Raw genomic sequence first — 24486 nt, 5'->3', positions numbered from 1 at the left:
ATGACGACTGCAAACCTGGCTGTTGCCGAACGCGCCGAAGCGATGCCTGCCAATGAGATCGATCCTCGTGAACTACGCGACACCCTGGGTCTGTTTGCCACCGGTGTCACGGTTGTAACCGCGCCGGGCAGTGATGGTTCTCCGGTGGGGATCACCGCCAACTCTTTCTCTTCACTGTCCCTGGATCCGCCGCTGGTGCTCTGGAGCCTGGCGCTGAAGTCGAAAAACGCTCACCTGTTTCAAGAGGGCAAGCCCTTCGCAATCAACTTCCTGGCGGCTCAGCACCAGGAGCTGGCGCTGCAGTTCGCGCGTCCGGTGGCGGACAAGTTTGACGGGGTTGCGCATACCACCAACGCACGCAACGTGCCGCTGCTTGACGGAGCCCAGGCCCAGCTCGAATGCACGGTCAGCTTTACCAAGGAGCTGGGCGATCACCTGCTGATCGTGGGGCAGGTGGATGCCATGCGATCCGAGCCTGCTGACCCGCTGCTGTTTTACCGCGGTGCATTTGCCAGCCTGCAGAACTAAGCGTTGCCGCCAGCCCGGTTCTCGGGCTGGTGCCGATCACGCCAACCTATTTAGGGAAACACTTTGATGAGAGTCCGTATACCGACAAAGCTCACGCTCGCAGTAAGCATCGCCATGCTGTGTTCCAGCGCCGCGCAGGCCACCGAAGGTGGTGGTTCCAACTACCCGATGGGCGCCGAAAACTACCTGGTCGGTGCACTGCCGCCGGCCGGGGTTTATCCGCTGATCTACGCCCAGCATTACAGTGCCGATGATCTGAACGACGACTCCGGTAACAGCCTGCCGATCGATTTCAGTCTGGACGCCAATGTGGTTGCCCCGCGTCTGCTCTGGGTAACCGATAAGACAATCTTCGGTGGTCAGTTCGTTGCTGCCGCACTGCTGCCTCTGGTGGATCTGGATGTGTCCGTGAATGGTCTCAGCCAGAGTAATCAGGGTGTCGGAGACCTGGATCTGACAGCGGCTCTGGCCTACCACCACAGTCCCAACCTGCATACGGCTGTTGGCATCGATCTGTTCGCGCCCATCGGCGAATACGACAAAAATGACCTGGCCAATATCGGCCGTAACTACTGGGCTGTGCAGGCGGTCTATGCGGCATCCTGGGTGGATCCAACGGGTCTGAATGCCGATATCAAGTTGATGTATGACTACAACTTTGAGAACGATGACACCAACTATAAATCCGGCCAGGAGTTTCATTTCGATTATTCCCTCGGCTGGGGCGTTACACCGAACTGGACCGTTGGTGTCGGTGGTTACGGCTACAAGCAGGTGACCGGTGATGAGGTCAATGGTGTAGATATCGGTAACAAGGGCCAGGCGTTCGCCTTCGGTCCAAGCGTGAAATACGCCAATGACCAGGGCTTCTTCATCACGATGAAATATCAGAAAGAGTTCGCGGTCGAGAATCGTCCTGAAGGCGACGCTTTCTGGGTCAAGGCTATCGTTCCCTTCTGAGCTATCTCCCCCTTCTGACAGTTCCTTTTGATAGTCCTTTTTTAACCGGCCTTCGTGGCCGGTTGTTTTCCTCTTCTGTTTCGCACTCTCCCTTGTTTGACGGGCGCTTGAGCAGGCCTTCATGTGTCAGTGGCTGAGACGCTGTTGCGGGCTGCATTCGAGAGCTCAATATCCGCTGAGTGCAGGGAGTATCCGGATAGTGCCGAAATATTCCTGCTAATACTCGAACTCTCTGTTTTATCGGTATAGTGAAGAAAAAATATCAAGCCCCTCGTGCCTATATGCTGATTAAGCGCAATAAAAAAGTGGGAGATCTGTATGTCCCCAGGCACGAATCCGTCTTCCTGTTTAGAGAAGGCGCTAATAGACGACGTAAATCGACAGCTGTTTCACTCAATCAGCCTTGAAGAGGTCAGAGATGAGGTGGCAGCAGCCTACAGGCCGCACCGTCTCGATGCCAAAGCCGGCAGCATGCTGGATGCGCGCATGCACTCGCTGCCGCTGGGCCAGGTGAAGTTCAACCGCCTGAAGTACGGTGCAGACGTCAATATCGACCCGAAACACCTGGAGCAGTTTTATCTGATTCAGATGCCGGTGGTGGGTCGCGCCAATATCACCAGTGGTGACAGCCGTATCACCTCCAACCAGCAGGTGGCCGCGGTGTTGAACCCGACAGACCCGCTGCGCATGGAGTGGAGCGGGGACTGCGATATGTTGATGTTCAAAATCGAACGTGAGGCGGTGGAGCGCGCCTGCAGTCAGGAGCTGGGCCACTCACTCAATGCTCCCTTGTGTTTCCGGTCCGAGCTGCGCTGGCAGGCTGATCCGGTCTGGCACAACATGATGCTCTACCTGACCAGCCTGTTGCAGCAGTGCCCCTCTGCCACTGACAGGGTTCTGGTGCGGCAGCAGCTCGAGCAGATGGTGATCAGTACGCTGTTGGCGGTCCAGCCACACAGCTATACCGATGCGATGAATCAACCCCAGGCATCGCTGGCGCCGCGATATGTGAAGCGGGTAGAAGAGTACATTGAAGCCCATGCCGGCGAGGCGTTAACGCCCGGGCAACTGGCAAAGCTGGCAGGTGTCAGCGTACGCACGCTGTACGCGGGCTTTCACGACTTCCGCCAGACGAGTCCCATGGAGCATGTGAAGCAGATACGGCTCAAAAAGGTGAGATCGGCTCTGGAGGAGCGTTCGACCGGCGTATCGGTTACCGATACCGCATTGAGCTGGGGCTTCACACATATGGGGCGTTTCAGTCGTGAATACCAGAAAGCCTTTGGCGAGAAGCCCAGTGAAACCCTGCGCCGGATGCAGCAGTGGTAGAGGTTAAGGGCCGGGTCAGGTTCGGTCCGCACTCGGCGGACCGCGATACCGAACCCCACAAAACGGTTGCTCGCCCGAGGCTCAATCCTGCTTACAGCTGCTCGGCCAGAAACTCCAGAGTACGGCTGCGGGCCAGGATCGTGACAGGGATTCGTTGAAGCTGATTAACCGCCGGTGCTCAGGTTCAGTGTCATCTCGTGCCAGTTCAGCCCGCCATGCTCGGAGTCCGAAACACAGCGGTACTCAAAGCCGTACTTGGCGTAGAAGTCGATCAGCTCCGTCTGGCAGATCAGGTGGATTTCCCGCTTGTCCATGGTGCGCATGCGGTCGATGAATGCGCTGAGCAAGCGGCCCGCATACCCCTTGCCCTGATGGGCGGGGGCAACCGCCACCGACATGATAACGATATGCCTGCCTGCCGGGTCGTGGCCGATCAGCTCCTTGAACGCCTCGTCGGACATCTCCACCTTGTCGGTGGCGCCAGCGTTGACCAGGGCGACCACTTCGTCGTCGAGCTCCAGTACCAGGAAGCCCTCGGGGTAGGTCAAAATGCGCTTCTCGATTTTCTCGCGCGTGGCGGCTTCATCACCGGCGTAGGCGCTGGTTTCAATCTGGTAGCAGGTATCCAGGTCGTTGAGGCTGGCTTCTCTGATCAAAGGGATCTCCACTGGGTTCACTCCGCTTTGGCGTCTGCACCATGCTCCGAGAGTTGCGCGCCAAACCAGCGGTGGATCGCCGTCAGCAGGTGAATGTCATCGGTTTCAAAGGTGATTTCCGCGCCATTGGGCAGGGGGCTGTAGTGTATCCGGATCTGTTTGGCGCCTTTCTGCAGAGCCTGGAGTCCGGGCATCATCTCACCGTGCAGTCTGGCCGGATCGCCAAAGTCACCCTGCTGAAAGCGCATCGCTTCATGCTTGAGGTGGCGCTGGATCAGCGCTATTTGCTCCGGGTCCTGGCCTTCACGCAGAACCACCCGCTGGCGGCCTCCGGTTTCCGTCATCTTGAACAGGTGAATGCTGGCACCGAGTTCGAATGGCATTACCTGGTGCGCCATTTGATGGACGTGCTGCTGTTGCGTCGGCTCGGCCAACGCAGCAGAGTGTGCGAGGCTGAGCAGCAGTGCTGCAGCCAGACCGAGAGGGGTGGGGTTTAGCTTGGTCATCGGTTACCTCATTCGTTCAGCCGTTGGCGCTGACCAGGTTGCTGGGGTGCCCCTTTGCGTAGGCCAGCAGGTTTTCAAACGCGACGCGGAAATAAAGCTCGTAGCTGTTTTGTTCCACGTAGCCGATGTGCGGCGTACAGAGCACGTTGGGCAGTCTCATCAGCGGCTCGTTTTGCGGTGTGGCCGGCTCGGCCTCAAACACATCAAGCGCGGCGTACTTATCGGTCCGCTGCGTCATCTCGGCAAGCAGGGCGCCGGGCTCGACCAGTTCGGCGCGGCTGATATTGACGAACAGGGATCCGGGCTTCATCAGTGCCAGATCCTCGCGGGTGACGATCGCTCGGGTGGCGTCGTTAAGTCGCAGATGCAGGCTTAGAATATCAGCTTCGCTGAAGAATTCGGTTTTACTTTCGGCGGCGGCGAAACCATCTTCAAACGCTTTCTGCCGTGACGTCTTGCTGCCCCAAACCAGCACGTTCATACCAAACGCCCTGGCATATTGGGCGATACGCTGGCCGATTTTACCGTAGCCCCAGATGCCCAGTGTCAGCCCATCAAGGCTGCGCCCCAGCCCGGGGGTAGCACACTGCTGCCAGTGGTTAAGCTCCAGTTGTTGAACATACTCCGGGATCCGGCGCGAAGCGGCCATGATCAGTGCCCAGCAAAGCTCAGAGGGAGCCACCGGCGAGCCGATCCCTTCGGCCACGGCAACGCCGTGTCGGGCGCACAGGGCCGGGTCGATATGGTTGCTCACCTTGCCGGTCTGGCTGATCAGTTTCAGGTCGGGAAGGTAGGACAGGAGAGCATCGGTGATCCTTGTGCGCTCGCGAATAAGCACCAGGGCTTCGACGCCAGCGAGTTTTGATGCCAGCTCTTCTGGATCCTCGTACGTCTGGGTCAGCACCTGTACGTCGTGCTCTGCCAGCAGGTCGAAGCAGTCGAGTTTGCTGACCGCATCCTGATAGTCATCCAGTATCGCGATTTTCACGGCTGATACCTCTTACCGGTTAAGCCTGTGCAGTTCTGGCTCAGGCAGCGCGAGCGCGGTTCAAGCGGCGAGCGCAAGGGGATCAGAGTGACTCGGCCAGAAATGTCAACGTACGGCCGTGGGCCAGTGCCGCGGATTTCTGATCGTAGGCGGGGCGTCCCCAGCAGTTAAAGCCGTGGTTGACGCCTGGGTAGTCGAAGAACTGTGCCTCGGACTTATCGCTGAACGCCGCTTTCACGCTGGCTACGGCGTCGGGCGGTATCATCTTGTCCAGCTCGGCGTAGTGGAACAGGATCGGCTGACTAATGTCAGCCGCCAGCTCCAGGCTGTCCTGAATACCGCCTCCGTAGTAGGCAACGGCTGCATCAACTTCACCTGCCGCGGCAGCGCGGTAAGCAAGCTGGCCGCCAAGGCAGTATCCGATGGCGGCCACTCCGCCGTCTACTTCGGGCAGGGTTTTCAGATGCGCGGCGGCCGCGGTCAGATCGGCACCGGCCTGGGCATCATCAACGGCCTGGCGCAGGGCCAGGGCCCGGGTGCTGCCGGTTTCGTCATAGTCGAGGTCGACCTGTTTTTCCTGACGCCAGAACACATCCGGTGCGAGCACCACATAGCCATCCAGGGCGTATTGATCAGCTAGGGCGCGGATATGGCCGTTTACGCCCCAGATCTCCTGGGCGATAACGATGCCGGGGCCTTTTCCGGTCGGCGGCAGGGACAGGTAGCCGGTAAAGCCCTGCTTTTCGACCGTTGGGATATCGATCCATGTGCCTTTCATCCTTTGCTCCTCCGTTTTGGGGTTGGCGGGTCAGTGGTATGGAGATGAAAAATAACTGATCTGGCGACTGTCTGACAGTGCCTGATACCCGCTTGCTGGTCTCTGAGGGGGGGCAGGCATCTGAAGGGGGCAAGGAGAGGCCGGAACCGGCCTCTGGCGGGCTTTAGATTAAGCCCTGTCAGGCTTCGGCAGCGGTGACGGTCATCTCGACGAGAATTTCCGGGCGTGCCATGCGCGCTTCAACGCAGGCGCGGGCGGGCTTGGGCAGATCGGCCACCCAGGCGTCCCATACCGCGTTCATGGCGGCGAAATCCTTCATATCGCGAATATAGATAGTCACCGAGAGGATGGAGGCGGTGTTACTGCCGGCCTCGGTGAGCAGGTTCTCGATTTTGCTCAGGCATTGGCGGGTCTGTTCGGCGATATCCCATTCAGCCTGGCCGGCGGTCTGGCCGCACAGGTAGACGGTACCGTTGTGTTTGACGATACGGCTCATGCGATCGGTGGAGTGGATGCGTTCTATAGCCATCGGGGCTGTCCTACAGGTTCTTGAAAAGGTTTGAGTTTGGTAGGCGATAGTGCAAAACAGAATCGCGCAGAAAGCAGATTCTACGATAACAGGAACGGTGGTTGTAGTTGTTTATTTATTTTAATGTAGGTAAAAACACTAAAAATAATAAAAAATACAAAAATAAAAACCTGTAAAAATAAAACAAGGCAGGTGATTATATTTTCACAAAATAAACCGATAAACGTTCGAGGTGTGTCATGGCGGTTCTGGTGATGGGTGCAGGGGTCGTTGGTGTAACCAGTGCTTGGTATCTGGCGAAAGCGGGTCACGAGGTGACGGTGATCGACCGACAGGTGGATGTGGCGCTGGAGACCAGCTATGCCAATGCCGGGCAGATTTCACCGGGATATTCTACACCCTGGGCGGCGCCTGGCGTTCCTCTGAAGGCAGTGAAGTGGATGATGCAGGATCTGGCCCCGTTGATGATCAGCGGTAAAGAGCTGGATCTGCAGACCCTGGGCTGGATGGGGAAAATGCTCTCCAATTGCAACGAGGCTTCCTATCGCGTCAATAAGGCGCGGATGTTGCGGATCGCCGAGTACAGCCGGGACTGCCTCAAGGCGCTGCGTAACGAAATCGGTATCGAGTATGACAACCGGGCCCGGGGGCTGACCCAGCTGTTCCGCAGTGAAAAGCAGGTCGAGGCGGTTCAGGAGGATATGGCGATTCTCGATCAGTGCGGTGTGCCTTACCAGGCGCTGGATGTGGATCAGCTGGTTGATTACGAGCCGGCGCTGGGCTTCGTCAAAGAGAAGCTGGTGGGCGGTCTGCGCCTGCCGGGGGACGAGACCGGTGACTGCTTCCTGTTTACCAATCGCCTGGCGGACGAGTGTCGCAGAATGGGCGTCAAATTCGTCATGAAGACCGATATTCTCGGCCTTAATACCGAGGCGGGCCGCATCACCAGCGTATCCACCTCCCGTGGCAAGATGACGGCGGATCACTACCTGCTGGCGCTGGGCAGTTACTCCCGACAGATGCTGGCTGGTATAGGTATTCAGGCGCCGGTGTACCCGATCAAGGGCTACTCGCTGACGCTGCCGATTACCAATGCGGATCACGCGCCGACGTCTACGGTGATGGATGAAACCTACAAGGTGGCTGTGACCCGTCTCGGTGATCGCATCCGCGTCGGCGGTACCGCCGAGATCGCCTCCTACAATAAGGAGCTGACCGAGAAGCGGCGCCGCAATATCGAGTTTGTGGTCAGCGATCTGTTCCCGGGGGCCGGGGATCTAGCGCACGCCGAGTTCTGGACCGGTCTGCGGCCGATGACGCCGGATGGTACACCGATTCTTGGTGAAACCGCGCTTTCGAACCTGTTCCTGAATACCGGTCACGGCACCCTGGGCTGGACCATGTCACTGGGCTCGGCGAAGTTTGTGGCGGATGTGATCAGCGAACGCCAGACCGATATCGACCCCGAGGGGCTGTCGATCCGCCGCTACGCCTGAGGGCTGATCTATCGTCAGCGGTAGAGGCGCAACTCAGAAGTAGAGGGGTAACTCAGAAATAGAGACGCAAGACCGCATCGGCGACGCAGACGATGCGCTTGGAGCCCTCTACCTCCACCTGAATGCGGTTGACCATATCCAGGCTGCGTTTGCCAGGCTTCATCGATTTCAGCGTGGTGCGGGCGCGGATGCGGCTGCCGCATTTCACCGGGTGCGGAAAGCGCACCTGGTCCAGGCCCAGGTTGACCACCATGCGTGCCTCGGGATAGGGCGGTTTGTCCGGATCGACGGTGTCGGTCAGGTAGGGCAGCAGCGACAGCACCAGAAAACCGTGGGCGATAGTATCGCCGAAGGGGGATTCCTCGCGGGCCCGTGCCGGGTCCGTGTGGATCCACTGCTGATCGCCGGTAACGCCGGCAAAGCTGTCGATGCGCGCCTGGTCCACGGTCATCCATTCGCCGACAAACACTTCTTTATCCAGCCTGTCCTGCCAGTTGCGATAGAAACTGATCACCTTGGGGTTCATCAGTCCCTGAAACGCCTGCTCATCCTCCTGCTCGGAGAACAGCTTGATGCGGGAAACCCAGGCGTTGTTGAGGGTATTGTTGAGCGAGTGACTGATGAAATAGGTCAGCTGGCGCAGATGCTCGCTGGACGAACCTTTCAGGTCCAGCGCGGTGATGCGTGTCTTCAGTGACCGCTCTTTTTCTTTAAGAAACTCGATGACATCCATCGTCAGATCCTGCTCGGGTGAAGCTGAAACCAGTGAATCATAACATCCACGATTATCTTGCGAGTATGTGACAACTGACATTTCCCGGCAATGTGAGGGGAAATAATCGGTCTGGGCAGGAGCTTGGGACAGACGCAGGGCTGATTTGTTCAAGCGGGGAGCGGTAGGGCGGGTAGGGCAAAGCGAACAGCACCGCCGGGCGGCGGTGCTGTGGGGGCGCTATCAGGCCGCAACGGTACCGTGCGGATCGATAACGAATTTCTTCGCGGCGCCACCGTCGAAGTCGGCGTAGCCGTTCGGCGCCTGGTCCAGGTTAATCATCTTGACGTTGACCGCGTCGGCAATCTTGATCTTGTCGAACAGGATCGCCTGCATCAGCGGACGGTGGTACTTCATGACCGGGCACTGGCCGGTATGGAAGGAGTGGGACTTGGCCCAGCCCAGTCCAAAGCGCATGCTCAGTGCACCGTGCTTGGCGGCATCGTCAACCGCACCCGGATCTTCGGTCACGTACAGGCCCGGAATACCGATCTGACCGCCGGCACGGGTGTGCTGCATGGCAGAGTTCAGTACGGTGGCCGGCGCTTCCTTGCCGTGGTTGCAGCCGCAGGCGTGGGCTTCAAAGCCTACGCAGTCAACGAATGCATCCACTTCACGCTCGCCCAGGATCGCTTCAAGCTTGTCAGCCATGTCGCCATCTTCGGTCAGGTCGATGGTTTCGCAACCGAAGCTTTCGGCCTGTTTCAGGCGGTCGATGTTCATGTCGCCTACAATGACACAGGCAGCGCCAAGCAGGTGGGCGGACGCCGCAGCGGCCAGACCGACAGGACCGGCACCAGCGATGTAAACGGTGGAACCCGGGCCTACACCTGCGGTAACGCAGCCGTGGAATCCGGTGGGCAGGATGTCAGACAGCATGGTCAGATCCTTGATCTTCTCCAGCGCCTGATCCTTGTCCGGGAATTTCAGCAGGTTGAAGTCAGCGTAAGGCACCATGACGTATTCCGCCTGGCCACCGACCCAGCCGCCCATGTCGACGTAGCCGTATGCGGCGCCCGGACGGGCCGGGTTTACGTTCAGGCAGATGCCGGTGTTGCCTTCTTTACAGTTACGGCAGCGGCCGCAGGCGATGTTGAACGGTACGGATACGATATCGCCGACGCTGAGGAATTCCACGTCGCGTCCGCATTCGATGATCTGTCCGGTGATTTCGTGGCCCAGTACGAGGCCTGAGGGGGCTGTGGTACGACCGCGGACCATATGCTGGTCAGATCCACAGATGTTGGTGGTTACGACTTTCAGGATGACACCGTGGTCGCATTTGCGCTTACCCAGTGACAGTTCAGGGAAGGCGATGGACTCGACGGCAACCTTGCCCGGTTCCTTGTAAACGACGCCCCGGTTGTTTGCACTACTCATGTAGAGGTCTCCATTAGCTTTATTGTTTTTGTGTAGTTATAGGGTAATTCCGTTCCAGCGGATTGGAATAACGGCAACCCTACGCCCCGGGGTATAGCACAACATGTTCAATTGAGACATCCATATGTCTGTGAAAGACATGGCGGTCGAAACCGTATCAGCAGGCGTCGTTATGTGACATGCCGCGTTTGCGGGGCGACCAGATAATGGCGTTTCGACTAGCTAGTCAGTCATAACAATTCAGCAACACCCAGCAGCAGGCCTGGCGCCTCGGAGTGAGTCATGAGTATCAGTGTATTTGATCTGTTCAAGATCGGGGTCGGCCCCTCCAGTTCCCACACCGTAGGTCCAATGCGGGCGGCGCTTACTTTCGTCGAACAGCTTGAAGAAGCCGGTGTGCGCGATCAGGTGAAGCGCATCCAGGTGGAACTGTTCGGTTCACTGAGCGCCACCGGTGTTGGCCACGGAACCGATAAGGCGACGCTGGTGGGTCTGATGGGTTATTCCCCGGATACCATCGATCCGCGTGTGATCGAGCCGGCCGTGAAAGCTGTCTGTGAAACCGGATTCATGACCCTGGCCGGCGGTGCCGGTATCGAGTTCGACTGGAACAGCGACATGCTGTTTATCGACGAGGTGCTGCCGTATCACCCCAACGCCATGCGCCTGACCGCCTACGGCAGTGACGGAGAGCTGTTCCAGAATACCTATTACTCGATCGGTGGCGGTTTTGTTCTGGATGAAAACGAAGCCACGGCATCTGCGCACCTGGTGCCCCAGGTGGCAGTGCCTTACGACTTCAACAGCGCTGAAGAGCTGCTCAAGCTCTGTCGTGAAAACGGCCTGCGAATCAGCGAGCTGATGCTGGAAAACGAAAAGGTATGGCGTAACGAGTCGGAGATCCGCGCCGGTGTCGACAGCATCTGGAAAGTGATGCAGGAGTGTGTCGCCAACGGCCTGGAGAACGAAGGTATTCTGCCGGGTGGTCTGAAGGTTCGCCGTCGTGCACCGTCGCTGTACCGCTCACTGAAAGAGGCCACCGCCGGCAACGTGATCAGCTCTACGCTGAGCGCCATGGACTGGGTCAACCTTTACGCCCTGGCGGTCAATGAAGAGAACGCGGCCGGTGGTCGTATGGTTACCGCGCCCACTAATGGTGCAGCAGGAATCGTACCGGCGGTGTTGATGTACTACATGCGCTTCAAGGAGCAGGCCTCCGATGAGGATGTGGTGAACTTCTGTCTGGCGGCGGCAGCCATCGGCGCGCTGTGCAAGAAGAACGCCTCCATCTCCGGTGCTGAAGTGGGTTGCCAGGGCGAAGTGGGCTCCGCCTGTGCCATGGCAGCAGCCGGTCTGACCGAGGTGCTCGGCGGTACGCCGGCTCAGGTGGAAAACGCAGCAGAGATAGCCCTGGAGCACAACCTCGGCCTCACCTGTGACCCTGTCGCCGGTCTGGTTCAGGTACCCTGTATCGAGCGTAATGCGATTGCAGCGATGAAAGCGATCAACGCGGCTCAGATGGCGCTGCGGGGTGACGGCGAGCACTTTGTTTCGCTCGATAAAGTGATCCGCACCATGCGCGATACCGGTCGTGATATGCAGGACAAATACAAGGAAACCTCCCGCGGCGGTCTGGCCATTAATGCGATCGAGGTGGGTGTAAACGCCGTCGAGTGTTGATTTGAAATTGGTTTTCGGGATTAGCTGATTTATCGGTCAGAATTCCTTGTTCCGAAACGGAGCATGCATGTAAGAAAAAGGTGCAAAAAACGACACATTTACGGTCGCGTTTTGCGCAGATTCAGTTATAGTGCGCGAGTCTCTAGAGCCGATGGGGCAAGGGTTTGCGGCGAATTGAAGTGATTCCGCCGCATCTATTAAAAATTGCGACATCGGCTCTGAGCAACCCAACGATAAGTATAAGAAAGGCACACTGTTTGCTGTGTGTGCCGCATAGTAAAAATGGGGTTAGCGCAATGTCTGAATTCTCTTCTTCCTGTCATGCTTCGGCAGTCAAAAACAAGTCCCGCAACATCGGTTTCCTGTTGCTGGATAATTTCACCATGATTGCTCTGGCGTCGGCGGTAGAACCGCTGCGGATGGCGAACCAGCTGAGCGGCCGCGAGTTGTATAACTGGCATACGCTGACCGAAGATGGCGCCGAGGTGATGGCCAGTGATGGTATCCGCATCACGCCGGACAGCTCCATTGCCGATGCGCCGCCACTGGACACTCTCATCGTCGTTGGTGGCGTGAATATCACCCGCAGCTTCAGCCGTCGCCAGGTTAGCTGGCTGCAGTCCATGGCGCGCAAGCATATCCTGATTGGCGGTGTCTGCACCGGTCCTTACCTGCTCGCCGAGGCGGGTCTGCTGGACGGTTACGACTGCAGTGCCCACTGGGAATGTATCGCATCGCTGCAGGAAGCTTTCCCGAAGGTGCGCTGCACCAATCATCTGTTCGTGATCGATCGTGATCGCATGACCTCCAGTGGCGGAACCGTGCCGCTGGATATGATGCTGAACATGATCAAGCGCGATTTCGGCTACCAGCTGACCGCCGGTATCTCCGAGATGTTTATCTGCGACCGTGTGCGTAACGAGTCTGACTACCAGCGTATCCCGCTGCGTCATGTGCTCGGCACCACTCAGCCGAAGCTGGTCGAAGCGGTATCGCTGATGGAGTCCAATATCGAAGAGGCGATCGAGCTGGATGAGCTGGCGGGTTACGTCGGTCTGTCCCGTCGCCAGCTGGAGCGCCTGTTCCAGAAGTACCTGCAGTGTTCGCCCTCCAAGTACTATCTGAAGCTGCGTCTGTTCCGCGCACGTCAGCTGCTCAAGCAGACCTCCATGTCGATCATTGAGATCGCTGCAGCCTGTGGTTTTGTCTCCACGCCGCACTTCAGCAAATGCTACCGCGAGCACATCGGTATCCCGCCGCGTGAAGAGCGCAGCGGTATGCGTAGCCAGGAGCGCTCGCAGACCGTAACCCCGCTGGTCACCACGGCGCTGCCGGGGCTGAACCAGAAGGGCGAGCAGCTGCAGCGTAGCAACAGTGAACTGGCGCTGCGCGCGCTGAGCGAAGCGCAGTTCGAACCCACATACGGCTCCGTATCACTGCAGTAACAGGTGATCCGGTTCCGGCAGAAAGCCGCGTCCTTTCGGGGGTGCGGCTTTTTTTGTGGCGGATTGTAGGAGGCGCCCCGCGCCGATCGGTATTGGCGCGGCCGTGATTCAACCCCCGGGTGGTTGATCGCGACGAGGGCGTTGCTCCTGCCATCAGTCGATACCTGGTCTGCTGGGATCGCTGCGTTATAGGTCAGTCGGATGCCGCTTTTAGAACAATCGCCGGCGTGCTTTAGTCCTATTCTGAATGGCATTGAAGGCACCAGTAGCCGGTTCCAGTAACAATAGGTGGAAAGATGAACGCAGCAGAGTTGCACAAAGACGCCATCGTCATCGATGGTCTGGTTTGCGGAAAGATGAACCTTGAGCTGTTCCAGGATATGCACAAGGGTGGTGTTACCACCGCAAGCTGCACCATGGCGTTTTGGGAAAACTTTCAGGGCACGGTGAATAACATCGCCGGCGTTAACAAGATTATCGATGAAAACCCTGAGATGTTGCTCAAGGTCCGCACGACCGATGATATTCGTCGGGCAAAGGCCGAAGGCAAAACCGGCGTTCTGATGAGCTTCCAGAACACCTACGCCTACGAAGACCAGATCAGCTACGTGCAGATCTTCAAAGAGCTGGGCGTGGGCATCGCGCAGATGTGCTACAACACCCAGAACCTGGTCGGTACCGGCTGCTATGAGCGTGACGGTGGTCTGTCCGATTTTGGTCGCGAGATCATGTGGGAGATGAACCGTGTCGGCGTAATGTGCGACCTCTCTCACGTAGGTTCAAAAACCTCTGAAGAGGTGATCCTCGAGTCCAAGAAGCCGGTGTGCTACTCGCACTGCCTGCCCAGCGGTCTGAAAGAGCATCCGCGTAACAAGTCCGATGAAGAGCTGAAATTCATCGCTGACCGCGGCGGTTTTGTTGGTGTGACCATGTTTGCACCGTTCCTGAAGAACGGCATTAACTCCACCATTGAAGACTACGTTGAAGCGATCCGTTACGTGTTCAATATCGTTGGTGAAGACCAGATCGGTATCGGTACCGACTTCACTCAGGGTCAGGGCCAGGACTTCTTTGAATACCTGACTCACGACAAGGGCTACGCCCGTCGTCTGACCAACTTCGGCAAGATCATCAACCCGAAAGGTATCCGTACCCTGGGTGAGTTCCCGAACCTGACCGAAGCACTGCTGAACGACGGTTTCACTGAAACCCAGGTCCGCAAGATCATGGGCGAAAACTGGGTGCGCATCCTGGGCGAGGTCTGGGGCGAGTAATCCCTGCGAAGCCCGGTGACGGGCTTCCTGTCCGCAGCTTTTGTGCGACATGCCGCTTTGGGCGGCTAAAATTTTAAGATCGAGAGGGAAGCCTCTCGGTCTTTTTGCGCTTGTCTCTGTATTGGTCGGTTAGGGGTGTCGTTTTTGACGCTCCCAGCCCCAGCCCGCCTTCCGTTCTCTCTTCTCGGGGCCTCCTGGTTCCGCCGGCTTAATTCCGTGTTTTGCGACATTTTGTTGGTTTTAGGCTGCCTCCGCGCCGCCGGGAGCCGGTTTTTCGGCTATTAATTGATATTAAATTTTCACCATGTCGTTTTCTGTCCCTCTATTTCGTTTGGATGACGCAAACAGAAAAGGCCCTCCTTTCACATGCTCGTAGTGTTGGCAACATGTGAACACCCGTTGCGGAAACCGGAACGGGAATGTCGGGCGATGATGGCATTTTGGCTTGAGCTCAGACATCGCGGGAGGTCTGGAGAGTTGGTGTTGTTGGTCTGAGTGGCGCATGGCGCGCCTCATCAGGCAGAAGCGAACCGCCTAACCGGTAGCGACTGCAGGGTTATTTAACCCCTTCGTTTCCAGTGTTATGCGTGTCGTTTCCAGCAACATTGGCCCCCAGGTGCCTACCTATAATGCGGACAAATGCCCTTGTTGGAGGTTGAGAATATGAGTAGCCACGCACCTGAAATGCCGATCAATGTAGACGACGAAACCGGCGTCTGGACCACCGATGCACTGCCGATGCTGTATGTGCCGCGCCATTTCTTCGTAAACAACCACATGGGGATCGAAGAAGAGATTGGTGCTGAGCGTTACGCTGAAATCCTCTACAAGGCCGGTTACAAGTCCGCCTACTACTGGTGTGAAAAAGAAGCTGCAGAGCACGGTATCTCCGGTGCTGACGTATGGCATCACTACCTGAAGCGTCTGTCTCAGCGTGGCTGGGGCTTCTTCATTACCGAAGAGCTGGACCTGGAAAAGGGCACCGCCCGCGTGCGTCTGGAAAACTCCGCGTTCGTTTACCAGTACGGCAAGGTTAACCGCAAGGTGGACTACATGTTCACTGGCTGGTTTGCCGGGGCGATGGATCAGATCGCTGACAGCCTGGGTTACTCCGTACGCACTAAAGCGGTACAGACCCAAAGCGCTGCAGAAGAAGGCTGCGATTACGGTATCTTCGAAGTAACGCCCGTAGCTTAAAGAACGTGCTGAACTAGTTCAGCGAAAACAAAAGAACAAACCCGGAGCCGCCACAGGCGGTTTCGGCCCTTAGTAAAGTTGGGGTGAACCATGTCGCAGTTCGATGCACTGTTCCAGCCGTTGAACATCAACAAGCTGACCATCCGTAACCGTATCGTCAGTACCGCTCACGCCGAGGTCTACGCGACCGATGGCGGTATGACCACCGATCGTTACGTTAAATATTATGAAGAGAAGGCCAAGGGCGGTTGTGGTCTTTGCATCTGCGGCGGTTCCAGTGTTGTCTCCATCGACAGCCCGCAGAGCTGGTGGAGCTCGGTCAACCTGTCTACTGACCGTATCATCCCGCACTTCCAGAACCTGGCTGACGCTGTGCACAAGCACGGCGGCAAGATCATGATCCAGATCTCCCACATGGGCCGTCGTTCCCGTTGGGACGGTGAGAACTGGCCGAACCTGATGTCTCCGTCTGGCATCCGTGAGCCGGTACACCGCGCGACCTGCAAGACCATCGAAGAGGAAGAAATCTGGCGCGTAATCGGCGACTTCGCGAAAGCGGCCGTACGTGCGAAAGAGGGCGGCCTGGACGGCGTCGAGCTGTCTGCAGTACACCAGCACATGATCGACCAGTTCTGGTCTCCGCGTGTGAACAAGCGTACCGACCAGTGGGGCGGCACCTTTGAAAACCGCATGCGTTTCGGTCTGGAAGTGGCTAAAGCCGTACGTGAAGCGGTTGGTCCTGACTTTGTTGTCGGCATGCGTATCACCGGTGACGAGTTCCATCCGGACGGTCTGAACCACGACGATATGAAGCAGATCGCGGCGTACTACGACGCGACTGGCCTGATCGACTACTTCGGTGTGGTTGGTTCCGGTTGTGACACTCACAACACCCTGGCTAACGTTATCCCGAACATGAGCTACCCGCCGGAGCCGTTCCTGCACCTGGCGGCCGGCATCAAGGAAGTGGTTTCCGTACCGGTTATCCACGCCCAGAACATCAAGGATCCGAACCAGGCGAAGCGTATCCTGGAAGCCGGTTACGTCGATTTCGTCGGTATGACCCGTGCGCACATCGCTGACCCGCACTTCATCGCCAAGATCAAGATGGATCAGGTTGACCAGATCCGTCAGTGCGTCGGCGCCAACTACTGCATCGACCGTCAGTACATGGGTCTGGACGTACTCTGCATCCAGAACGCCGCGACCTCCCGTGAATACATGGGTTTGCCGCACATCATCGAAAAAACCACTGGCCCTGTCCGTAACGTTGTCGTTATCGGTGGTGGCCCTGGTGGTATGGAAGCGGCCCGTGTCGCTGCCGAGCGTGGTCACAAGGTGACCCTGGTCGAGAAAGCGGAAGAGCTGGGCGGTCAGGTGACTATCGCTGCCAAGGCGCCTCAGCGCGACCAGATGGCCGGTATCACCCGCTGGCTGGCAATGGAGCTGGACCGTCTCGGCGTTGACGTACGTCTGGGCACCGAAGCCAACGCCGACATGATTCGCGACCTGAAGCCGGATGTCTGCATCCTGGCGACCGGTGGTACTCCGTTTGTTGAGCAGAACCCGGAGTGGGGCGCTGCTGAAGGTCTGGTCGTATCCAGCTGGGATGTGATCAACGGTGTGGTAGAACCTGGCAAAAACGTGCTGATCTACGACACTATCTGTGAGTTCTCCGGTATGTCCGCCGCGGACTACCTGGCGGCCAAGGGCTCCATGGTTGAGCTGGTCACCGACGATATCAAGCCGGGTGTCGGCATCGGTGGTACCACCTTCCCGACCTACTACCGCAGCCTGTACGAGAAGGAGGTGATCATGACCTCCGACCTGATGCTGGAGAAGGTATACCGCGAAGGCGACAAGCTGGTAGCTGTGCTGGAGAACGAGTACACCGGTCAGCGTGAAGAGCGCGTTGTTGACCAGGTCGTCGTCGAGAACGGCATCCGCCCGAACGAAGCGCTGTACTACGAGCTCAAGGCCGAGTCTCGCAACAAGGGGCAGATCGACGTCGAAGCGCTGTTCGATATCAAGCCGCAGCCGGTGCTGAGCGAGCAGGGCGATGGCATGATTCTGTGGCGTCTGGGTGATTGCGTATCCCAGCGTAACACTCACGCTGCGATCTACGACGCTCTGCGTCTCTGCAAGGATCTGTAAGCGCCGGTTGGCAGGGCGCCCGGAATGAAAGTCCGTTGAACACTATCCGACACACACCGGCAGGGATGCCGGTGTGAACCCTTCAGGGAATGAGTGAGGGTGAGTCGGTCCCGTTCGACCCTTACTATCCGCAAGCGTTCTGCCTCCTCTATGCCTAGGTTATTTCGAGAGGGCTCATCATGATCCTCGATTGGTTACTCCCCGTTCTGATCTCCGTAGCGTTGCTGCTGGCTGTGGCCGGCATGCTCAAGCGGATCAGCCTCTGGCGCGCCGGTCAGCCGGAAAAAGTCAGCTTTTTCTCTGGTCTGATGGCGATGCCGCGTCGCTACCTGGTGGATCTCCACCACGTTGTCGAGCGCGATAAATACATGTCCAAGACCCACGTGGCGACCGGTGGCGGCTTTGTGCTGTCCATGGTCCTGATCCTGGCGGTTCACCTGTTCGGTGTTGAAAACCGCTGGCTCAGCTATGCCCTGCTGGGCGCGTTGGCCCTGATGTTCGTCGGTGCCATCTTCGTCTGGAAACGTCGTCTTAACCCGCCGTCGCGTCTGTCGAAAGGCCCCTGGATGCGTCTGCCCAAAAGCCTGCTGATGTTTGCGGTCAGCTTCTTCATCGCAACCCTGCCTGCCGCCGGCATCCTGCCGGAAAACTTCGGTGGCTGGGTACTGGCTGCTGTGCTGGCTGCCGGTATCGTCTGGGGTATGGGTGAGCTGCTGTTCGGCATGGGCTGGGGCGGTCCGATGAAGCACGCCTTCGCCGGTTCCCTGCACCTGGCGTTTCACCGTCGTCCGGAGCGTTTCGGCGGTGGTCGTTCCACCGGTCTCAAGCCGGTCGATCTGAACGCGCCGAAGCTGGGTGTCGAGAAGCCCACCGACTTCAAATGGAACCAGTTGCTTGGTTTCGATGCCTGCGTTCAGTGCGGTAAATGTGAAGCGATGTGCCCGGCGTTCGCCGCGGGTCAGCCGCTGAACCCGAAAAAACTGATCCAGGATATGGTGGTTGGTCTGGCCGGTGGTTCCGATGCCAAGTTTGCCGGTAGCCCTTACCCGGGTATCGAAGTCGGCAAGGCTGAAGGTGGTCCGAACAAGACTATCACCGAAGGTCTGGTCAGCCCGGATACGCTCTGGTCCTGCACCACCTGCCGCGCCTGCGTGGAAGAGTGTCCGATGATGATCGAGCACGTGGACGCTATCGTCGATATGCGCCGCTTCCTGACCCTGGAGAAGGGTAACACCCCGAACAAGGGTGCCGAAGTGCTGGATAACCTGATCGCCACCGACAACCCCAACGGTTTCAATCCGGGCAGCCGCATGAACTGGGCTGCGGACCAGAACCTGCGCGTCATGAAAGACGTGAAGGAAGTGGACGTGCTGTTCTGGGTATCCGATGGTGCTTTCGATATGCGTAGCCAGCGTATCCTGCGCTCCTTCGTGAAAGTGCTGAAGGCTGCCAATGTGGACTTCGCGGTACTCGGTGACGAAGAGCGTGACTCCGGTGACGTGGCTCGTCGTCTGGGTGACGACGCGACTTTCCAGAGCCTGGCCAAGCGTAACATTGCAGCGCTCAGCCAGTACCGCTTCAACCGTATCGTGACCACCGACCCGCACGCCTTCCACTGTCTGAAGAATGAATATGCGGATCTGTATCCGGCCGGTCAGAAGCCAGACTACGAAGTCATGCACCACACCACGTTCATCAACGAACTGGTCAAGGCCGGTCTGCTGAACCTGGAAGAGTTCAAGGGTGGCACCGTGACCTATCACGATCCCTGCTACCTGGGTCGCTATAACGGTGAATATGATTCTCCGCGTGAGCTGCTTGGTGAGCTGGGTATCGAACTGGCCGAAATGGAACGCTCCGGCTTCCGCTCCCGCTGCTGTGGCGGTGGTGGTGGCGCGCCGATCACCGATATTCCCGGTGAGCGCCGTATCGCCGACATGCGTATGGCCGAGATCAAGGAAACCGGTGCCGAGCTGGTGGCTGTGGGCTGTCAGCAGTGTACAGCGATGCTTGAAGGTGTGGTTGAGCCGCGAGCCGAGGTCAAGGATATCGCCGAGCTGGTTGCCGATGCGCTGATCGAGGGTGACACCCCGGTGAACGCCAAGCGCGCCGCTGCGAAATCCAACGCCGGTAAGCGGGTAGCTGAGGAGAGCCTGTCATGAGCGATGAGATCATCCGCCGCGATCCGCGAGCCGAGTGGATCGCACGCAACCGCCTGCACCCGCTGCATGATGCCATGCAGCAGGCCGGCGCTGCCGAAACCCGCGGTCCGTCCGGCCTGATTCGCCGCAACCCGCACGCGGTCGGCTTTATCGGCCCGAACGGTATCAAGCGTATCGACCGCATGAACGGTAATGGCCCGGCCATGGGCGGACGTCGCAGTGCCGGCGCCGCCAAAGAGGTCGAGCTGCCGCTGCACAAGGTCGAGAACCCGGATTACTACGTCGTCGTGGTACCGGACATGGTCGGTGGTCGCCTCAGCGGTCACGACCGTGACGTGATCGGCCAGGCGCACAAGCTGATTCGCGAGGCTGAGGGTGAAGGCGCGGTACTGGCCGTGGTCTTCGGCGAGCATCGTGAAGAAGCCTTCGACAAGGCCGGTGTTGACCGCCTGCTCAATATCACCGGTGACGCTTACGACGGCTACACTCCGGAGCTGCGTGTCGCGGCCCTGGCCCAGGTAGAGCAGGAGTACGCACCGCGTTACTGGCTGCTGCCTGACAGCGTCGCTGCCGGCTTCGAGATCGGCTGCCGTCTGGCTGCGCGTCTCGGCGAGCGTCCGGCAACCCAGGCCTGGCAGGTGAGCAGCGACGAGGCGATCTGCCGTGGCGCCGGTGGTACCACCGACATCACCCGCAAGACTCCGCGCCTGATGCTGCTGGCTGAAGAGTGCGCCGAGCCGATCGACGAAACCCGTCATGAAGTGCTGCCGGTGGAACTGACCGGCAATGTCAGCGCCAAGGCAAGCATTCAGGATTGCGGCCAGGTAGCCGTGGACCCGAACGCCATTCCGCTGGGCGAAGCCGAGTTCATTCTGTCCGCCGGTAACGGTGTGACCGACTGGAATCAGTTCCACCAGGCGGCCGAAGCTCTCGGCGCCACCGAAGGTGCAAGCCGTGTGGCGGTGGACGATGGCAACATGCCGCGCTTCCGTCAGGTGGGCGCTACCGGTACCTGGGTTACCGCCCGCGTATATGTGGCGGTGGGTATCTCCGGTGCGATCCAGCACCTGCAGGGTATCGGTCAGTGCGACAAGGTGATTGCTATCAATACCGATGTGGGCTGTGACATGGTTAAACGTGCCGCGCTCAGCTGTATCGGAGACAGTGGTGAAGTGATGGCCGAGCTGATCCGCCTGGCCAATGCGCACCGTCAGGAGGTGGTTGAAAATGCAGCCTGATAAACAGAACGCAAACCTGCGCATCGCTGCGCTGGTCTCCGTCGGCAAACACCCCGGTTCCGGTCGTGCCCGTCGTGCCGAACAGGATGCCCGTGCTGTCGAGATGGGGCTGTCCATGGCGCCTCAGGGGCTGGAAGTGCTGCACGCGGGGGATCCGCACGCCGAAGCACTGCGCGCCTATGCCGGCATGGGACTGAAAAAGCTGCGTATCCTGCAGCAGGGCGAAAGCGCCGATGCAGTACCGGCCCTGAGCCAGTACCTGGATCAAAGCAAGCCGGATATCATCCTGACCGGGGTACGTGCCGAAAGCGGTGAGTCCTCTGGCATGATGGCTTACCTGCTGGGCGAAAAGCTCGGTATGCCGGTGGTGACGCGTATCGCCGAGATCGTCAGTATCGATAATGGCCAGGCCAACCTGCTGCAGGCCCTGCCGCGCGGCCAGCGTCGCGCCCTGCGCGTACCGCTGCCGTTCGTCGCCAGTGTCGATATGGCTGCAGCCGCACCGCGCCAGAGCGCGTTCGGTCCCGCCAGCCGTGCCGAAATGGAAGCCAAGGACGCCGGTGTCGAGGTCCTGGACGAGGTTCAGGCCAGCTGGAGCGAAGCCCCGGCCCGCAAACGACCCAAGCGTCTGAAGGTGGTCAAGGCGAAAACCGCTGCCGACCGCTTCAAGGCGGCCACGGCGAAATCCTCCGGTGATGGCGGTAAGGTCCTGCGTGACAAGCCGGCCAGCGAAATGGCTCAGGCTGTCTTCGATCTGCTGCTGGAAGAGGGCGTTATCCGCTGATAACACCCAGCGCATAGCCAACACAGAAAAACCGGCCTTCGTGCCGGTTTTTTTTCGTCTCCATCAACGCTCAGTTGCTTAAAGTAAATTCCCGGAATATGCCGGGATCAAGGGGTTTAAGACAGCGAAAAAGTCGTTTTCCACCCGTGTCGCTCTGAGGAATGTGTGAGGCGATCATAAACACTTGTTCACTCTGTAACCGATGCAGAATGCACCCATATTCCAAACGACGACAGACAGCCTCACCTCTGTATGCCTCTGCGGAGTATATCCCCTGTTGAAGGCTGGTTCGGTTACCCACTGGCTCCAGCGTACGGCAAGTTTCCGGTGCACCCCGGAGCAATTCACGGTTCTAATCTTTTAGCCCCTCCATCCGGAGGGGCTTTTTTTCTTCAGCGCACAAAAGTCACGAGATAAAACTCGATTGATCGGCCAGTTTTCTGTTCCGGAAAGAAAAATCCTCCAACATTAGAGATGTCGCAAACAGATAAGGCCTTTGCGCCATGTCGCAATTCTCCTGTTTTTTGCCGGCTGGCTGTCGCTATCGGAACAACAATATAAACCCGCATTCGTAGTATGGAGAAGTTCTTGCGGCTTCGATCGTCACGACCCGGATATTCGGGTCGGGAGTTCCTCTCGCTCTTGCGCATAACAGCCCATGTTTAGCATCGATCGGAACCGCAAAAAATAAGAAAAACATGCGCCGTCCAGGCAAAGATGTCGGGCGGTATAAGGCGTTCTAAGGAGAGCTTGATGAAAGGTGTGAATAAAGGTCAGGTCGCCGTCGAGGCGGCGGTCATAACCGCAGAATATGATACGGACTACCAGGTAGGTCAGGACAACGTCAAAATTCTCGGTCTGGATGTGCACAACCCCGTGTTCGGTATCAGTGCCGGACTGATTTTGCTGTTTATTATCGGAACGCTGCTGTTTCCAGCCGGAGCCAAAGAGGCGCTGGCGGGAGCAAAGGGCTGGTCAATCGATAACTTCGACTGGCTGTTCATGGCGGGTGGTAACCTGTTTGTTATCTTCTGTCTGGCGCTGATTGTGCTGCCGGTCGGTAAAGTCCGTCTTGGCGGCGTAAACGCGAAAACTGAATTTTCAACCATCTCCTGGTTCTCCATGCTGTTCGCTGCGGGCATGGGTATCGGCCTGATGTTCTGGAGCGTTGCTGAGCCGGTGGCTTATTTCACCGACTGGTACGGCACGCCGCTGAACGTGGCCGCCGGTACACCGGAAGCCGCCTCCATGGCACTCGGTGCCACCATGTTCCACTGGGGTCTGCATCCCTGGGCTATCTACGCGGTAGTCGGTCTTGCGCTGGCGTTCTTCGCCTATAACAAAGGCCTGCCGCTGACCGTTCGCTCCGCCTTTTACCCGCTGCTCGGTCGCGCTACCTGGGGACCGATCGGTCACCTGATCGATATCCTTGCGGTGCTGGCGACCATCTTCGGTCTGGCTACCTCTCTCGGCTTCGGCGCTCAGCAGGCTGCTGGCGGTCTCAACTACCTGTTCGGTATTGCTAACGATCTCTCCACCCAGGTGGCTGTAATCATTGTCGTTACCGGTATCGCGCTGTTCTCAGTGGCACGCGGCATGGACGGTGGTGTCAAGCTGCTCTCCAACATCAACATGATTATCGCGGCAGCGATGATCGGCCTGATCATCGTGATCGGTCCGACCCTGAAGATCTTTTCCAACGTCGGCACCATTTTCGTCAGCTATGCTGAAAACATTATCCCGCTGAGCAACTGGGTCGGTCGTGAAGACGGCACCTGGTTCCACGGCTGGACCGTTTTCTACTGGGCCTGGTGGGTTTCCTGGTCTCCGTTCGTCGGCATGTTCATCGCCCGCGTATCCCGTGGCCGTACCGTACGTGAATTCGTCATCGCCGTGCTGCTGGTACCGACACTGGTCACCCTGGTCTGGATGGCTGTAATGGGCGGTACCGCAATCGAGCAGGCAACCAACGGTGTAGGTCAGCTGGCCAACGGCATCGGCGATGTGTCCCTGGCGATGTTCCACATGTTTGAGAACCTGCCGCTGACTGCGCTGCTGTCTTCAGTTGGTATCGTGCTGGTGCTGGTGTTCTTTATCACCTCGTCCGATTCCGGCTCTCTGGTGATCGATAGCATTACCGCAGGCGGAAAAACTGACGCTCCCATGCCGCAGCGCATGTTCTGGGCGTCCGCAGTCGGTATCATTGCCGGCACCCTGTTGGTGGGCGGTGGTTCCGAGGCGCTGAGCGCGCTCCAGTCCGGCGCTGTTGCGACAGGTTTGCCGTTTACCATGGTTCTGATTTTGATGTGCCTGAGCCTGTATATGGGTCTCAAATCCGAGGTGCATCTGCACTAAGAAGTAAGGAGTTTTCCCGATGATGTTCGCCGACCTGATTGACCTGGAGGATTTTGCAAGCCGTCTGCGTGAGCTTGGAGTCCCTGTGCCGGCTGGAGCCGACGAGGCCCTGGTGGGAGGTGAACTGGAAAAATGGATCATGGATGGCTCTGACGAGCAGCGATCCGCAATCAAAGGGATGCTATCCGAGCTGGAGAAAGAGTTCGAAGGACTGATGTTGCCCAGCGTTGAAGAGATAGTGAAAAACGCGCAGTCGAAAATGCAGTGACGGCGCG

General features: G+C 58.2%; 21 protein-coding genes. 14 read left to right on the top strand and 7 right to left on the bottom strand.

Annotated elements, in window-relative coordinates; all coding sequences use genetic code 11:
- The 3 genes from ACQUQP_RS15300 (at nt 1) to ACQUQP_RS15290 (ending at nt 2817) form a co-directional block, all read left to right on the top strand.
- Entirely contained in the window at nt 1-528 is a 528-nt protein-coding gene (locus ACQUQP_RS15300; RefSeq protein WP_432695891.1) for a flavin reductase family protein, read from the top strand.
- Nucleotides 529-594: 66 nt separating this feature from the next.
- The gene (locus ACQUQP_RS15295) at nt 595-1488 is read left to right on the top strand and encodes a SphA family protein (protein ID WP_432695890.1); all 894 of its coding nucleotides are present in this window, start codon (nt 595-597) and stop codon (nt 1486-1488) included.
- Nucleotides 1489-1911: 423 nt separating this feature from the next.
- Nucleotides 1912-2817, top strand: a complete 906-nt coding sequence (locus ACQUQP_RS15290) for an AraC family transcriptional regulator (protein ID WP_432695889.1) — start codon at nt 1912-1914, stop codon at nt 2815-2817.
- A 164-nt stretch (nt 2818-2981) separates the two neighbouring features.
- Here the strand turns inward: ACQUQP_RS15290 and ACQUQP_RS15285 are convergent, their stop codons facing one another.
- The 5 genes from ACQUQP_RS15285 to ACQUQP_RS15265 all read right to left on the bottom strand — a co-directional run bounded on the left by ACQUQP_RS15285 (nt 2982) and on the right by ACQUQP_RS15265 (nt 6274).
- A complete protein-coding gene (locus ACQUQP_RS15285) occupies nt 2982-3473 on the bottom strand; it encodes a GNAT family N-acetyltransferase (protein WP_432695888.1) in 492 nt (163 codons plus the stop codon).
- 17 nt (nt 3474-3490) lie between these two features.
- A complete protein-coding gene (locus tag ACQUQP_RS15280; protein WP_432695887.1) occupies nt 3491-3979 on the bottom strand; it encodes a hypothetical protein in 489 nt (162 codons plus the stop codon).
- A gap of 16 nt (nt 3980-3995) precedes the next feature.
- Nucleotides 3996-4967 carry a D-2-hydroxyacid dehydrogenase family protein gene (locus ACQUQP_RS15275; protein ID WP_432695886.1) on the bottom strand — a complete coding sequence of 324 codons (972 nt, stop codon included), beginning with the start codon at nt 4965-4967 and terminating at the stop codon, nt 3996-3998.
- An 82-nt stretch (nt 4968-5049) separates the two neighbouring features.
- A complete protein-coding gene (locus ACQUQP_RS15270; RefSeq protein ID WP_432695885.1) occupies nt 5050-5745 on the bottom strand; it encodes a dienelactone hydrolase family protein in 696 nt (231 codons plus the stop codon).
- A 178-nt stretch (nt 5746-5923) separates the two neighbouring features.
- Entirely contained in the window at nt 5924-6274 is a 351-nt protein-coding gene (locus ACQUQP_RS15265) for a RidA family protein (RefSeq protein WP_432695884.1), read from the bottom strand.
- Between the two features lie 239 nt (nt 6275-6513).
- On the opposite strand from ACQUQP_RS15265, the gene ACQUQP_RS15260 reads away from it, so the two are divergent.
- The gene (locus ACQUQP_RS15260) at nt 6514-7770 is read left to right on the top strand and encodes a D-amino acid dehydrogenase (protein ID WP_432695883.1); all 1257 of its coding nucleotides are present in this window, start codon (nt 6514-6516) and stop codon (nt 7768-7770) included.
- A gap of 52 nt (nt 7771-7822) precedes the next feature.
- Here the strand turns inward: ACQUQP_RS15260 and ACQUQP_RS15255 are convergent, their stop codons facing one another.
- Nucleotides 7823-8503 carry a MaoC family dehydratase gene (locus ACQUQP_RS15255; RefSeq protein WP_432695882.1) on the bottom strand — a complete coding sequence of 227 codons (681 nt, stop codon included), beginning with the start codon at nt 8501-8503 and terminating at the stop codon, nt 7823-7825.
- A gap of 222 nt (nt 8504-8725) precedes the next feature.
- Nucleotides 8726-9922 (bottom strand): formaldehyde dehydrogenase, glutathione-independent, encoded by a 1197-nt coding sequence (gene fdhA, locus ACQUQP_RS15250; RefSeq protein WP_432695881.1) that lies wholly within the window; start codon nt 9920-9922, stop codon nt 8726-8728.
- A 282-nt stretch (nt 9923-10204) separates the two neighbouring features.
- Here fdhA and ACQUQP_RS15245 point away from each other — a divergent pair, with 282 nt between their 5' ends.
- From ACQUQP_RS15245 to ACQUQP_RS15200, 10 genes are all read left to right on the top strand, one after another.
- On the top strand, nt 10205-11602 hold the full coding sequence (locus tag ACQUQP_RS15245; RefSeq protein ID WP_432695880.1) for an L-serine ammonia-lyase: 1398 nt from the start codon (nt 10205-10207) through the stop codon (nt 11600-11602).
- A gap of 296 nt (nt 11603-11898) precedes the next feature.
- A complete protein-coding gene (locus ACQUQP_RS15240) occupies nt 11899-13047 on the top strand; it encodes a GlxA family transcriptional regulator (protein WP_432695879.1) in 1149 nt (382 codons plus the stop codon).
- A gap of 296 nt (nt 13048-13343) precedes the next feature.
- A complete protein-coding gene (locus ACQUQP_RS15235; protein ID WP_132297709.1) occupies nt 13344-14321 on the top strand; it encodes a dipeptidase in 978 nt (325 codons plus the stop codon).
- Between the two features lie 663 nt (nt 14322-14984).
- Complete coding sequence (locus ACQUQP_RS15230) at nt 14985-15518, top strand: DUF5943 domain-containing protein (RefSeq protein ID WP_432695878.1); 534 nt, start codon at nt 14985-14987, stop codon at nt 15516-15518.
- Nucleotides 15519-15608: 90 nt separating this feature from the next.
- Nucleotides 15609-17672 carry a dimethylglycine demethylation protein DgcA gene (dgcA, locus tag ACQUQP_RS15225; RefSeq protein ID WP_432695877.1) on the top strand — a complete coding sequence of 688 codons (2064 nt, stop codon included), beginning with the start codon at nt 15609-15611 and terminating at the stop codon, nt 17670-17672.
- Nucleotides 17673-17854: 182 nt separating this feature from the next.
- Nucleotides 17855-19834, top strand: coding sequence for a (Fe-S)-binding protein (locus tag ACQUQP_RS15220; protein ID WP_432698710.1), 1980 nt, complete (start codon nt 17855-17857; stop codon nt 19832-19834).
- A complete protein-coding gene (locus ACQUQP_RS15215; protein WP_432695876.1) occupies nt 19831-21072 on the top strand; it encodes an electron transfer flavoprotein subunit alpha/FixB family protein in 1242 nt (413 codons plus the stop codon). Before ACQUQP_RS15220 ends, ACQUQP_RS15215 begins: the two co-directional genes overlap by 4 nt.
- Complete coding sequence (locus tag ACQUQP_RS15210) at nt 21062-21856, top strand: electron transfer flavoprotein subunit beta (protein ID WP_432695875.1); 795 nt, start codon at nt 21062-21064, stop codon at nt 21854-21856. The genes ACQUQP_RS15215 and ACQUQP_RS15210 overlap by 11 nt, the downstream gene beginning before the upstream one ends.
- Nucleotides 21857-22609: 753 nt before the next feature.
- Nucleotides 22610-24211, top strand: a complete 1602-nt coding sequence (locus ACQUQP_RS15205; protein WP_432695874.1) for a BCCT family transporter — start codon at nt 22610-22612, stop codon at nt 24209-24211.
- 19 nt (nt 24212-24230) lie between these two features.
- Nucleotides 24231-24479 (top strand): hypothetical protein, encoded by a 249-nt coding sequence (locus tag ACQUQP_RS15200; protein ID WP_432695873.1) that lies wholly within the window; start codon nt 24231-24233, stop codon nt 24477-24479.
- Nucleotides 24480-24486: the final 7 nt, after the last annotated feature.

The sequence above is a fragment of the Marinobacterium sp. YM272 genome, from assembly GCF_050908845.1.
In the GTDB taxonomy this organism is placed as follows: Bacteria; Pseudomonadota; Gammaproteobacteria; order Pseudomonadales; family Balneatricaceae; genus Marinobacterium_D.
The sequence above is the reverse complement of the archived record's forward strand: the minus strand, read 5'-3'. Positions and strand labels throughout refer to the sequence as shown.

Coding starts and splice junctions, on each gene's coding strand:
- ACQUQP_RS15300 (WP_432695891.1), top strand. CDS start 1: ATGACGACTGCAAACCTGGCTGTTGCCGAACGCGCCGAAGCGATGCCT.
- ACQUQP_RS15295 (WP_432695890.1), top strand. CDS start 595: ATGAGAGTCCGTATACCGACAAAGCTCACGCTCGCAGTAAGCATCGCC.
- ACQUQP_RS15280 (WP_432695887.1), bottom strand. CDS start 3,979: ATGACCAAGCTAAACCCCACCCCTCTCGGTCTGGCTGCAGCACTGCTG.
- ACQUQP_RS15270 (WP_432695885.1), bottom strand. CDS start 5,745: ATGAAAGGCACATGGATCGATATCCCAACGGTCGAAAAGCAGGGCTTT.
- ACQUQP_RS15265 (WP_432695884.1), bottom strand. CDS start 6,274: ATGGCTATAGAACGCATCCACTCCACCGATCGCATGAGCCGTATCGTC.
- ACQUQP_RS15260 (WP_432695883.1), top strand. CDS start 6,514: ATGGCGGTTCTGGTGATGGGTGCAGGGGTCGTTGGTGTAACCAGTGCT.
- ACQUQP_RS15255 (WP_432695882.1), bottom strand. CDS start 8,503: ATGGATGTCATCGAGTTTCTTAAAGAAAAAGAGCGGTCACTGAAGACA.
- fdhA (WP_432695881.1), bottom strand. CDS start 9,922: ATGAGTAGTGCAAACAACCGGGGCGTCGTTTACAAGGAACCGGGCAAG.
- ACQUQP_RS15245 (WP_432695880.1), top strand. CDS start 10,205: ATGAGTATCAGTGTATTTGATCTGTTCAAGATCGGGGTCGGCCCCTCC.
- ACQUQP_RS15240 (WP_432695879.1), top strand. CDS start 11,899: ATGTCTGAATTCTCTTCTTCCTGTCATGCTTCGGCAGTCAAAAACAAG.
- ACQUQP_RS15235 (WP_132297709.1), top strand. CDS start 13,344: ATGAACGCAGCAGAGTTGCACAAAGACGCCATCGTCATCGATGGTCTG.
- ACQUQP_RS15230 (WP_432695878.1), top strand. CDS start 14,985: ATGAGTAGCCACGCACCTGAAATGCCGATCAATGTAGACGACGAAACC.
- dgcA (WP_432695877.1), top strand. CDS start 15,609: ATGTCGCAGTTCGATGCACTGTTCCAGCCGTTGAACATCAACAAGCTG.
- ACQUQP_RS15215 (WP_432695876.1), top strand. CDS start 19,831: ATGAGCGATGAGATCATCCGCCGCGATCCGCGAGCCGAGTGGATCGCA.
- ACQUQP_RS15210 (WP_432695875.1), top strand. CDS start 21,062: ATGCAGCCTGATAAACAGAACGCAAACCTGCGCATCGCTGCGCTGGTC.
- ACQUQP_RS15205 (WP_432695874.1), top strand. CDS start 22,610: ATGAAAGGTGTGAATAAAGGTCAGGTCGCCGTCGAGGCGGCGGTCATA.
- ACQUQP_RS15200 (WP_432695873.1), top strand. CDS start 24,231: ATGATGTTCGCCGACCTGATTGACCTGGAGGATTTTGCAAGCCGTCTG.